This window comes from Candidatus Eisenbacteria bacterium (assembly GCA_016867495.1).
In the GTDB taxonomy this organism is placed as follows: domain Bacteria; phylum Eisenbacteria; class RBG-16-71-46; order CAIMUX01; family VGJL01; genus VGJL01.
This window is the reverse complement of sequence record VGJL01000075.1, coordinates 1-12,423: the sequence shown is the minus strand read 5'-3', so window position 1 is coordinate 12,423 and position 12,423 is coordinate 1. Positions and strand designations below refer to the sequence as shown.

The 12,423-nt window shown below is 68.7% G+C and carries 7 protein-coding genes; 5 read left to right on the top strand and 2 right to left on the bottom strand.

Annotated features, from left to right (window positions below; all coding sequences use genetic code 11):
- On the bottom strand, nt 1-1,967 hold a 1,967-nt coding region (locus FJY88_08300; protein ID MBM3287333.1), incomplete at its 3' end, for a hypothetical protein.
- Between the two features lie 269 nt (nt 1,968-2,236).
- Here FJY88_08300 and FJY88_08295 point away from each other — a divergent pair.
- From FJY88_08295 to FJY88_08275, 5 genes are all read left to right on the top strand, one after another.
- Nucleotides 2,237-3,364, top strand: coding sequence for a hypothetical protein (locus FJY88_08295; GenBank protein MBM3287332.1), 1,128 nt, complete (start codon nt 2,237-2,239; stop codon nt 3,362-3,364).
- A 263-nt stretch (nt 3,365-3,627) separates the two neighbouring features.
- Nucleotides 3,628-4,605, top strand: a complete 978-nt coding sequence (locus FJY88_08290) for a hypothetical protein (GenBank protein ID MBM3287331.1) — start codon at nt 3,628-3,630, stop codon at nt 4,603-4,605.
- 352 nt (nt 4,606-4,957) lie between these two features.
- Nucleotides 4,958-6,940 carry a protein-disulfide reductase DsbD gene (gene dsbD, locus FJY88_08285; protein MBM3287330.1) on the top strand — a complete coding sequence of 661 codons (1,983 nt, stop codon included), beginning with the start codon at nt 4,958-4,960 and terminating at the stop codon, nt 6,938-6,940.
- Between the two features lie 5 nt (nt 6,941-6,945).
- Nucleotides 6,946-9,246: a hypothetical protein gene (locus FJY88_08280; protein MBM3287329.1), complete on the top strand. Its 2,301-nt coding sequence runs from the start codon at nt 6,946-6,948 to the stop codon at nt 9,244-9,246.
- An 11-nt stretch (nt 9,247-9,257) separates the two neighbouring features.
- Nucleotides 9,258-11,654, top strand: a complete 2,397-nt coding sequence (locus FJY88_08275; protein ID MBM3287328.1) for a hypothetical protein — start codon at nt 9,258-9,260, stop codon at nt 11,652-11,654.
- A gap of 49 nt (nt 11,655-11,703) precedes the next feature.
- Here FJY88_08275 and FJY88_08270 read toward each other — a convergent pair.
- Nucleotides 11,704-12,423, bottom strand: a 720-nt coding sequence (locus tag FJY88_08270) for an alpha/beta fold hydrolase (protein MBM3287327.1), incomplete at its 5' end; no start/stop codon positions are given.

Here is a 12,423-nt window from a genome sequence, read left to right as displayed (position 1 = left end):
ATGGAGGTGACGACCTTCTTCCCCTTCTTCTTCAGGTGGTCGACGGCGCGCCAGATCTGGTCGGAGGCGATCCCGTCCCCTCCGCCGGAATCGATCCTGAGAACGACGGCCTTCACATCGCGGCGGCCGGCGAGATCCCGGAGCTGATTGACGACCGTCTCGGAGCCGATTGTGTTGTCCGACATGAAGCCCTTGCTGCTCTTCCCCTCTACGATCGCGCCGTCCAGCCAGAGGACGGCGACCTTCGGCCCGATCGCCCACTCGTAGTCGGGATAGACCCAGCCGGCGGCGGAAACCGGCTCGGGCTCGCCCTTCATGTCGGCGAGCCTCGCGACGATGCGCCTTGCGCAGCGCATGTCGCCGAGCGAGTCGACAAGGCCGGCCTCGAGCGCTTCCTTGGGCGTCCACCACCGTCCGCTCGTCAGCTCCTCGAGTCTCGTCCGGTCGACCTTCCGCTCCTCTGCGATCCGGGAGAGCTGGTGCTCGTTGCGATCGTCGATGATCGAGTTCATCGACTCGAGCATCCCCTCCGATGGGCGCGACAGGGCGAGCGGCTCGTATCCGCTCTTGTACTTTCCGCGAGCGACCTGCTCGTACCGGATCCCGAGCGAATCGAGCATCTCGCCCAGATAGGGGATGTCGCCGCGGATTCCCAGGCTCATGACGAGCCCCACTTCGTCCATGACGATCCGGTCGCAGGCGGAAGCGACATAGAGCTGCGCGCGGTTGGTGAGAGAGGTCGAGTAGGCGACGACCGGCTTACCGGCGACACGGACCCGGTGGATCTCGTCGCGGATCTCGTCCGAGAGGGCGCCGGCGGTGAAGGGATGCAGATCGAGGAGGACTCCTCTCACGTGGCGGTCTTTGCGCGCCGTGGCGAGCTGCTCGAGGATCGGGCGCGCGCTGGCGTAGCTCGGGCCCCCGATCAGGGGGATGGGATTGCCGCTCTGGCTCTCGTCCGCCAGGTTCCCCTTGACGGTGACGCGCGTGATCGTCTTCTCGCGCTGCATCGTCCTCTGGCGCGCCTTCGTGAAGTGCATGCCCTGCACCTGGTGGGTCCGCTCGTTGTCGCTGTCGAAGAAGAGGTTGCCGACCAGGGACGAGTGGAGGAAGTCGAAGCGAAGGCCGACCGACGGGGCGCTCCGATTCGAGAAGTCATCGAGGGGGCCATCGATGGCCGCGCCGACGGAGATTCCGTCCACCGGCTCGACCCAGATACCGGCGCGCGCGGCGCCGGCCTCGCGCCAGGAACGATCCTCGGGTCCCGTGAAGTCAGCGTGGAGGGTCAGGCGGTCGCGCAGCGCGTCCCCGGGGGGGCGCAAGCCGATGCCGGCCGTGTAGCTTCTCGCATAGCGCTCGCGGAAGAGGGCGGCCTCGTTGATGTCCCGCGCGACTGCGCCAAGAGAGAGGTAGGGGAAGGGGCGCCAGAGGATGCCCGAGTCGATTCGCCAGGCCGCGTCGCGGTAGAGCCGCCGCTGCCACTCGTAGGTCGTACGGAACCCGACGGAGACCGCGTGGGGGCCGACGGCCGAGCCGATCAGGATCCGCTGCAGGCGGCTCGCTCCATCGAGATCTCTCGATTGATACCCGAGCCCGAACCCGCGGGCGGCGAGAAGCGCCGTTCCGACTTCCAGGGTATCGCCGCGGGAGCGTCCCCAGAGGAGGTATCCCCCCGAAGGGACCGATCGACAGATGGCGGCGGGGTTCAAGAGAAGCGCCACGGCGTCGTCGGTTAAGGCGACCGAGGCCGGCCCTGGAATGAAGGATGGCTCCTGCGCCGGGACCTCGCGCCGGCAGGAAGTCCCACACGGCGGCGATGCCGGGGAGGCTTCGGCCGGAGGCGCGACCAGCGCGGATGCGGCGATCAACACGGCCGACGTGACCAGGCTGGTCGATCGGGCGCGGAACCACGCCTTGGCTCTGTTCAGGGTGGCGCATGGGTCAAGTCCGCCGACGATGGCGCTCATCTGTTCCTCCTCTTTTTCCTCTGCGGGCGCGAGGCGTCCCGGATGGTGGCCCGAATGGGTCGACCAGGCGGGCGCCCGGATGAACGAAGATCGATCGTTGGGCATCTACGCAGGAAGGGCAAGGGAGGATTCAGAGGAAGCAGTGGAGCCCAATCCGCTGGCCAGTTCCATGGTCCATCCCTGCGTCTGGCGAGCAAGAGTCCGAGACCTCCGCCGAGCGTCTCCCGCCATTGACGCGCCTCGTCCGGGCCGGGTAGCGTCATCGAGCGATGACTCAAGATCGTCCCGCCCGGCGGCAATGGACCGGCTTCGTGATCGGCCTCCTGGTCGTCGCCTTGCCCCTGATCGGCTATCTCGTCCTGCGCTCGGACGGCAGGGGGCCGAAGCCGAAGCCTCCGGCGACGGCCCCGGCCCCATCGACCCCCGCCGCGGCCCCGCCGACCTTTCCGATCGATGACGCCGCCTTTCCGCCCTCGGGCATGTCGGTCCCCGACGAGGAAGGGCCGATCGATCCGGCGGCTCTTCGTCGGGCGCTCGAGCGGACGGAAGGATGGCTCGATCGCTTCCAGATCGACCCGTTCGGCGGGGTCGGGACCGACTCGCTCCGTCTCTTCACTCTCCAGATCGAGAGCTTCCATCGCCTCTGGTGGTCCGAGAGGGACCCGGCGCGCAGGGCCGCGCGGGGGGAGCGCGTCCGCGCGATGCTCGAGCGGGCGCTCGCGGCCGACAGACTGCGGGAGACGCTGCGGATGCAGGGGTCCACGCAGGGCGTCTACGAGATCATCCTCCTCTGCGCCCGCGGCGAGGAGCACGGCGTCGATGTCGCTCCCGTGCTCCCGGTGATCCGCTCGATCCTGCCGATCCTGCAGACCGAGATCGATCGCATGCCGCCGTCCGCCGCGGCGATGTACGTCTCGGCCCTCGGGCGGATCGGGATCGACGCGCAGAGGCCGATCGCCCGCTATCGCTCGAGCGGGATCCTGAGCAAACGCCCGCGCGAGGTGAACATGTCTCTCAGGGACATCTACGCCCTCACCCAGGAGATCCTCGCCTACACGGACGGCGGAGTCGCTCCGCTCGAGGGTCTCTCGCCGGATGAGCGCCGCTACCTCGCGCGCGTGCTCCCCTACTTCGCGATGGCCTACACGCTCTTCCGCAGGTCCGAGCTGGTGGGGGATCTCTTGAGCTGTCTGAGCGGCGCAGAGCTGAAGGAGACCTACGGATACCGCGAGGCGATGCGCACGCTGCTCGCGCGACAGAATCCGGATGGGAGCTTCGGCGAGCTGCCGGAGGAGTCAGCGGGCGGGTCGGACAATCCCAGCCAGCGGCTCGCGGCCACGGCGAGTTGCGTCACCGCCCTCTGCATCGAGCGCAAGAGCGCGGGCGAAGGATCTTGATCGAGCGCGTCCCCCGGCCCTCCTTCTTGATCGCGGAAGCGGTCGCCGCGGGTCGCGCCGCGCGCACCCTCCGCGAGTTCCTTGCAAGTCGGTTCTATCGGGAGCATGGAGCCGAGCTGGAAGAATGGCTCGGGAGGATCCGATCCTCCGCGCCGCCTCCCTTCCCTGCGCCGCCTCCTTGCCCCGCGCCATCTCCTCCCCCTGCGCCGCCTCCTTCCCCGAGGCTGCATCCTCCCGCTCTCTCGGAGCGCCCCTCCGACCGCGTGCGCCTCGTCCAGTGGAACATCCAGCAGGGGAAGAGATGGGATCGTCTCGTGTCGGCGATGGCCGGCGATCCGCAGCTACGAGAGGCCGATCTGTGGACTCTCGCCGAGGTCGATTGCGGGACCGTGCGGGCGGGGAACAGGGACGTGGCCGCAGAGCTGGCCTCGGTGCTCGGGATGCACTGGGTCTTCGTGGCGACCTACCTGGAGTTCACGAAGGCGCTCGGGGAGGATGCCCTTCTCCCCGGCGAGAACGAGATCGGCCTGCACGGCATCGCCCTCTTCTCCCGCTGGCCCCTCGCGAATCCGGGATCGGCTCCTCTCCCGACGATCTTCGACTACTACGACTTGCCGGAAGAGAAGCGCTACGGGACGAGACGCGTTCTCTGGGCGACGGTGAGACACCCGCGCGGCGACTTCCTCGTCGCCACCGCGCACCTCGAAGTGCGCAACACGCCCGCGGCGCGGGCGCGCCAGATGGAGGCCGCCCTGCGCGCCCTCCCGTCCGGGCCGTGTCTCTTCGCGGGGGACTGGAACACGCACACCTTCCGGCGCGGATCGTTCCTCAGGTCGGCCTCCGAGTTCCTGCGAATCCAGGCGACCTCCCCGGAGCGAATGCGGCGCGACCTTCTGCGGCCCGGCGATCGCGAACCCTTGCTTCGCGCGGTGGAGCGAAGCGGATTCGACTTGGCGAGTTGGAACGACGAGACGCCGACCGCCCTGCAAGTCCTCTCCGGAGTCGAGGAACTCGCGGCGCTTCCCGAGCCGTTGCGCGCCTGGCTCGCGCGTCGCTTCCGGCTGCACGGGAGAACGCTCAAGATGCGCCTCGATTGGATCGCCGCCCGCGGCGGATGGACCCCCGCCTTCGGGCAACCGCCGGCGGCCTGGACGCGCGCCGATCTCGGTCCCGAGGGACTAGAAGCCTCCGACCACGCCCCCATTGGGATCGATGCCGGACTCGGCGGCGCGCATCTCTGACGCTCGCCTGGCGCATCCGCTCGGGTCTGGTGTCGCGCCTCGCCCGCTTCGCTGGCTGAGTTGCAGGGCGCGAGTTGCGCGGGCCTGCAGCGCTCCATCCGGAGCGTGCGGAGACCCCGGCGGGTCCCCGAAGCCCCGCGCCGCGAACGCGAACCCAGCGGGGCAGAGGGAACCGTCGGGGTCCGTCCCCCTCGCGCCGCGCCTGCTCGCGTCTCGGCTCCGGTCAGGCAGGTCTGGACGGCGCGGCGGCGAAACCGGGCGGGGGGATGGCGGGTTTACGAAAGGAGCGTCCCTTCCGTAGAATGCAACGGGTCGGCCCCCGAGAGGCGGGCTCATAGGAGCGAGAGAGAGCATGCGCCGTTTCACCATGTGGGCCTTCCTCATCATCCTTCTCGTCCCGCTGTCGGCTCCCTCCGGAGCGTGGGGGCAGGCGTCGTTCGGCGGCTCGCCCTTCGACGGCCCTCCGGAAATCCCGATGCGGCTCTTCGCGAGCCAGGACGGGATCGCCCCCGGCGAGAAGATGCGCGTCGCGGTGGTGTACGACATCCCCGCGGACCATCACATACAGCAGAACGAGTTCCTCTTCGCGCAGCCCCTGGAAGGGGAGCCGTTCACGCTCGGCCCCCAGATCCTGCCCCCGTCGCGATCCTGGGAGGGGGAGCCGATCTTCATCGGCAAGATCGCTGTTCTCTATGATCTCGCCCTCGCTGCGGGAACGCCCCTGGGGGCGAGAGCCCTCAAGTTCAGGGCCGGCTACCAGCACTGCTCCGAGCGCCCTTCCTTCGCCTGTTTCCCTCCCGACGAGCGGGATCTCACCCTCGATGTGAACGTGGTCGCTCCCGGGTCGCCGGTCCGGCCTACGCACGCGTCGCTCTTCCCCAAGCATGCTCCTCCTGAGGCGGGGCAGAAGACGCCCGAGATCGCCCCGATCGCTCCCGCGGGGCAGGAGGGGAGCGCTGCCGAGTCTACGCCCGAGATCGCGCCGCAGGCCGCCCCGTCCGCGGCCCTATCGGAAGGATCGACCGCGGCACCGCCGGCGGGAGAGGGCGCGCCCGGCGCCGGCGTCCAGGAAGGGCTGGCCGGCAAGCTGCGCGAGGCGCTGGCCCGCGGCTCATGGATCGCGTTTCTCCTGGTCTTCCTGGCGGGCTTCCTCACCTCCTTCACGCCGTGCGTCTATCCGATGATTCCGATCACCATCGGGTATGTCGCCGGCGCGAGCAGAGGGAGGCTCTCGGGATTCATCCTCTCGCTCTTCTTCGTCCTCGGGATCGCGATCGTCTACTCGGTCCTGGGGATCGCCGCCGCGCTGAGCGGAGGGGTCTTCGGAGCAGCGCTGCAGAGCACGGCGGCCCTGATCGTGATCGCATCGATCTTCATCCTCATGGCGATCTCGATGCTCGGAGCCTTCGACATCACGCTCCCGTCCGCCTTCCAGACCAAGCTCCAGTCGGGAAAACGGGGCGGACCGATCGGCGCAGTCGTGATGGGCGGAGTCACCGGGCTCGTCGCCTCGCCCTGCGTCGGGCCGGTCCTCGTGGTCCTCCTCACATGGGTCGCGCAGGTGGGGCGGCCGATCTACGGATTCGGCCTGCTCTTCACATTCGCGCTCGGCCTGGGAGTCCTCTTCCTCATCCTCGGGACCTTCGTGGGAGCGATCCAGTCCCTTCCCCGCGCGGGCGTATGGATGGAGTCGGTCAAGCACTACTTCGGGTGGATCTTCCTCGCGCTGGCCGTCTACTACCTCCGCCACGTCATCGGTCCCGACTGGGCGCAGATTCTCTATGGCGTCCTCCTCGTTCTCTTCGCCGCGCAGGTCGGAGCCTTCTCGGGCCTTTCCGCCGGGGCAGGGAAGGGAGAGAAGTGGCGCAAGGGGATCGGCATCGTCCTCGCGGTCTTCGGGATCGTGTTCATGGCGAGCGGCCTGATGGCCCAGCAGGGATGGAAGCGGATCGCGGCCGTCGCAACGGGGGGGCAGAGCCCAAGCGCCACATCGACTCTGCCGTGGCGGACCGATCAGGATGCCGCCCTCGCGCAGGCGCGCGCCTCGGGGAAGCCGGTCCTCATCGATTTCACCGCCGACTGGTGCGCCGCCTGTCACGAGCTCGACAAGCTGACCTGGAGCGATCCCGAGGTGGCCGGGGAGCTTGGGCGATTCGTGATCCTGCGCCTGGACATGACGCGCAAGAGCCCCGAGACCGCGGCGATAGACGCGCGCTGGAGCATCACCGGCCTGCCGACGGTCATCCTCCTTGACAGCGCCGGCAACGAAGTCCAGCGCTTCTTCGGCTTCCGCCCGGCCTCGGAGGTTCTCCCCCTGCTGCGGGGGATCGGATAGGAGCGATGGCGGAACCCGAGCAGTCGCCAAGACAGGCTCTTTCCGTCTTGGGGCATCCGGTCGTCGGTCTCGCTCCGATCACATTCCTCTCCGCCGGATGGATCGTCCTCGCCTTCTACGTCTTCCCCTGGTTGCGCGACCAGTACGCGGGCGCGTTCCTCGCGGGAGAGCGGTTCGCGCCGTTGCGGTCGCTTTCTCCTCCGGCCTCGCTCCTTCTGCTCGGCGCCCTTGCCGGCGGCCTTCTCTTCGTGGGCCTCGTCATGGTCTATGTGTGGGTCCGCAGCGCCGGCGGGCTCGGACCGCTGAGCGACAGGATGCTCCGGCGCAACGAAGTGCTCGCGGGCCTCGTGCTGCTCGGTTCAGGTGTCCTCACATGCGCTCTCTTATCCAGGGGGGAGCCATCGTACGGTGAGGCGGGGGCGCACATCGCGCGCGGATGGCTCTGGCACGACTCCATCCGCGGCGGGACGTTCCCCCGATGGACGGACCTCTGGTTCGGCGGGCACACGGCCGACGCCTACTCCCCTCCGCTTCCTCACCTCCTGCAAGCCTTGATCGGATTCCTTCGCTTCGATCCCAGCTCCGCGGCCAAGGAGCTGGCGTGGTTCAGCAGGATGGCGGGCGGGATGGGGTTCGCCCTCTTCAGCGCGCGCATCCACAGGGACCTCCGGTCGGGGCTTCTGGGGGGGATCCTCTACGCGCTGGCGCCGACTTTCCACGCGACCTGGATCTGGCATGGGGATCTCGCGAGCGCGCTGCTGCTCGGGATGCTCCCGTGGGCCCTCTACGCGGCCGAGAGACTGGCGACGGGCGCCGGGAGGATGCGCTCGGGAGCCGCCTTCGCCCTCCTTGGAGGAGGCCTCGTCCTTGCTAACACCGACCAGGCGCGGTCAGCGGCCGTGCTGCTGGGCGTGCTCATCGTCGTGCGCATCGTGCCGACGCTCGCGACGCGCGGCGCGCGCGCGCCGTCGGTGGCGGGAATCCTCGTGGGGACGCTCGGCGGGGGAGCGCTGGCCGCGGGCTTCCTCTACCCTGTGCTCCGGGACGCGCCCCTGCTGAACGCGACTCCGTTCGACGACCTCTTCCGCATCGGCCTGCGGATTCCGGATCTGGCGGGGATCCGCGACTCGCTCCGCTGGAATCCCCTGGGCGACGGATACAAGGGGATATCCATCGCGGTTCTCGCGCTTGCGGGGCTCGCGCGCGCGGCCCTCGATCGGAGCAAGGAGAGCCGCGCGGTCGGCTCCCTCGGGCTCTTCCTCCTGCTCCTCCTTCCATGGTGTCTCGTCGTCCCCTGGCGATCCGATCTGGGTCTCATTCTCCTCGGGGCGCAGATCGCCGCGCCGGCTCTGGTCCGCCGCCCCCCACGGCCCGCGCGCCGCGCGTGGCTGCAAAGGGGGATCTTCCCTCTGGCGATGCTCCTGCTTCTCGTCGACTTGGGTCCGGGCAATCTGATCACCACCTACGGTGTGAGACCCGACCCCGGCCGGGAGATCTACTCCCGACTCCGGGCGCCGATCGGCGGAGGCCGTTTCCTCCACCTCTCCGCGGACGCCGACGGCCGGATCGCGCCGAGCCACCGCCTCCACGCGATCGGCGCGCCGATTCCGAGCGTTGGAGGGCCTTCGGTCGAGGGGACTCCGCGCGCCTTCTCCTTCCAGGCGGCGCTGATCGACACCGTGGCGCGAGCCATGGAGACGCGCCGGCCCTTTCCGCGGGATCTGGTGCGACTGCTCGCCGTCCACAACGTCCGCTACATCGTCGTCACGGGACCGGAGGGTCCTCTCACCCCCAGGAGTCTCGAAGGCGAAGGGGTCGCTCTCAATCCTGATCTTCCCGCCCTGCGCGTGGAGGAAGCCGCGCCTGTGGCCGTCCTGGAGCCGGGCGCGCCTCCGGGTCCCCCGGAGCCCGACGAGGTCGTGGGGCCCGAGGGTCTCCCCACGAGCGCGGCCGATCGGCTCGCCCGCGCCTCGATCGGATGGGTGCGCGCCGCGCGGCCCAGGACGGTTGCAGAGGCGCGCGCGGTCGTGCTGCCGAATCGACTCGAGATCGAGACGCCCGATCTCGGGCCCGTCACGATCCGGATCGCGCGCAACGCCTACCCCGAGACGGAAGTGCGGGTGGACGGCCGGGCCTGGCCCTGGCGCAAGGGGCCGCTCGGGGGAATCGTGATCGATCTCGAGAAGGGATCGCATAAGATCGAAGTGCGCGCGACGGAAGACAGGATCCGCCGGGCATGTAGGCTCGGACAGTGGGGGCTCATGGCGCTTCTTCTCTTGGTTGCGATTGGGCCCTACAGACGATGAGCGGGGCGACGGTGAGAAAGGGGCATGACGGGGGAGAGGCCAGATTCCTCTTGCTGTCGCTCGCGGTCCTGCTCGTCGCGATCCTGATCGGCTACGGAGGCGCCCTTCGCAACGGCTTCGTCAGCGACGACCAGTACCTTATCGAGGAGCGCTACGACAGCTACATCAGCGACTTCACGATCGCGAAGGCCTTCGGCCAGAGCTTCTGGAAGGGCAGCGCGTTTGACGTGCCCCGTCCTGGAGAGGAAGCGAAGGACTACTACCGCCCCCTCGTGACGATCTCGTACGCGCTCGACGCGAGGATCTGGGGCCTGCGCCCCTTCGGCTATCACCTGACGAATCTGATCCTGCACGCGGTCTGCACACTCCTCGTTCTTCTTCTCTTCCGGAGGCTAGGGGCGAGGCGAGAGATCGCGCTGGCGGCAGCTCTCCTCTTCGCCGTGCATCCGATCCATGTCGCGAACGTGAGCTGGATCGCGGGCCGCACCGATCTCGTGGCCGCTCTCTTCCTGCTTCCCGCCGTGATCATGGTGGGGAAGCATCTCGATCGGATTCCGCGCGGCGCGGCGATCGGAGAGAGGCTCAAGAGCCCCTCGCTCTGGATCGGTCTCCTGCTCTATCTGGGCGCCCTCTTCTCGAAGGAGATCTCACTCACCTTCGGCGGGCTCGTCCTGCTCTACGCGCTCGCGCGCAGAAGGCAACGCGGCAAGGCCTCGGACTCGCCTCCGAACTGGCCCTGGACGGAACTGGGGCTGATCTTCGCCGTCACGGTCGCCTACATGATGTTCCGCGCGTCGGTCCTGGGGCTCCCCGACTTCCGCGCCGGTGGCGCGACGATCGCCATCCCCTTCCGGGCGGGGATGCTCCCGACGGTGTACGCGTACTACTGGAAGGTCCTGTTCCTGCCGGGGACGCTCCACTTCCATGTCCCCTTCCGGCTCCCGCAATCGGCCGGGGATCCCTGGTTCCTGCTCTCGACCGCCTTCCTGGCGATCCAGGTCGCCCTCGCGATCTATCTCTTCCGGAAGGCGCCCCTCGCGGGGCTCGGCGTCGCGTGGGTCCTCGTGAGCCTCCTGCCGGTCTCGCATCTGGTGCCGCTGGCGTTCAAGACGGTGGTCTGCGAGTACTGGACCTACCTGCCGTCGATCGGCTTCGTTCTGGGACTCGCAGGTCTGGCAGAGTGGGGAAAGGAGAAGCTCCTCGCGCGCAGGGCGGGCGGACGCCTTCCCGCCGGGTTAGCGATCGCGGGCGCGCTCGTCGCGATATCGCTCGTGAGCGTCGCCCAGGTGCCGGCGCGCTCCGCGATCTTCCGGACGGAGGAGGGGCTTCTGCTCCACACGATCAAGGTCCATCCGGCCCACACCGATTCCTGGGTTACGCTGGGGGCGGAATACGGATCGCGCGGGGAATACGCCAAGGCCTACCGGCACCTCCGCGAGGCGATTCGGCGCGATCCGACGGCCCGCGGGGCCCATCAGAACCTCGCAAACCTCTATCACCTTCGGGGCGATCTCGATTCCGCCGCCGTGGCCTACCGCAAGGAGCTCGAGTTCTATCCCTACAAGGACGAGGCGCGGATCAACTTCGCCGATGTCCTGATCGAGCGGGGCGAGGAGGGTGAAGTCCCCGACCTCTACCGCGAAGCGATCGAGCGCTACCCCCAGAACCGGCAGTACATACCCCAGCGCGGCGAGATCCTCGTCCGCTCGGCGCTCGATGAGGGGTCCTCGGTTTCGTGGCCGGAGCGGGAGAGGGGCCTGCGTCTGGCGTCCGGGATCTTTAGAGGGCTGCTCGAGGCCACGCGGGCCGCGCCGGACATCGGCACTCCGCTTCTGCTCGAGAGATCGATCGAGACGGAGCTCTATCTAGGTCGCGCCGACCGCGCCTCCGCGATTTGCGCCGGCGCGAGCAACAGCGGCGCGACCTTCGCCGGCGCGGGCGCGGCCACGGCGCGGGCGCGGGGCTTGTGCGCGCTGGCCGATCTCGTCGGAGGGGAGCCGCGGGCGATCGAGACGCTCTTTGGCCTGTGGGGCTCTTCACCGGGGCTTGGGTCCGATGGCGAGCGCCTCGCCGGCTTCTATCACAGGACGGGGCGCACGGGCCTCGCGATCCCATGCTGGCGCGCCCTGTTCCGGGCGGGACGGATCTCGGCGGAGCAACTGAACCACATGGCCGTCACTGCTGTGCGCGAGACCTCGCGCTCTTCGCCCGCGGCGGACGCGGCTGCGATCTGGGAGCTCCTGCTGTCCGAGGTCCCCGACTATCCCTTCTCCCTCCTCAACCTCGGCGCGATCGCGCGCGACCGGGGAGACCGCGCCCGGGGCCGCTCCTACTGGCAGCGGTTCCTCGACCTCTACCCGGACCGCCCGGAAGCGGCGGAGCTTCGGAGGATGCTGGCGGGTCTCTGATCGAGACGGGCTCCTCCAAAGCGCCGGCGCAACGGCGGCACTTGGCCGATCACCGCGCCAGAGAGGCTGCTACGCGAGAGGAGATGCCGCCGAGGAAGCCGCGGATTTCCTCGACCGCGGAGTCGCGGATGGAGTCGCGCTCCATGAGGATCTCGTGGCGGGAGACAGGATAGCGGACAAGCTCGCAGTTCGGCATGCGGTCACACGCCTCTTCCTGCGCGCGCGGCTTGACGTATGTGTCCAGACCCGCCTGGAAGAGCAAGACAGGAACGCGGATTTCTCCTGCGTCGCGTCCTGCGCGCCGCCCCGCGCGCATACCCTCGCGAAGCCAGCGTAGCGTCGGACCGCCCATGCCCGTGAGATCGCGTGACGGAATGAGATGCTCTTCCCACAGCGACCAGCGCGCGCGGCTCTGGGTGAAGGGATTCCCCTCGAAAGGGAGCAGTTCCCACGGACCGCGTGTGGGGCAGTAGCGCTCGCCAAGACCAAGCGGCACAGCGCACTCGCACATGACGCCGGCGAGCGCCTCAGGCAAGGGATGTGTCACGACTCTGAGCATGGGCGCGCAGAGAATCACGCCGTCGAAAGCACCGGGGTGCGATTCCGCGTAGAGCATCGCGACGATGCCGCCCATCGAGTGGCCGAGAAGAACCCGCGCGGGATGAGCTTGCGCATTGACGACTTGGTCGATGAACGTCCCCAGGTCGCGAACATAGTCCTCGAATCTCTCGATGTGGCACTTGTCGCGTTCGCCGCCAAGCAAAGAGGA

Coding starts and splice junctions, on each gene's coding strand:
- FJY88_08295 (MBM3287332.1), top strand. CDS start 2,237: ATGACTCAAGATCGTCCCGCCCGGCGGCAATGGACCGGCTTCGTGATC.
- dsbD (MBM3287330.1), top strand. CDS start 4,958: ATGCGCCGTTTCACCATGTGGGCCTTCCTCATCATCCTTCTCGTCCCG.
- FJY88_08280 (MBM3287329.1), top strand. CDS start 6,946: ATGGCGGAACCCGAGCAGTCGCCAAGACAGGCTCTTTCCGTCTTGGGG.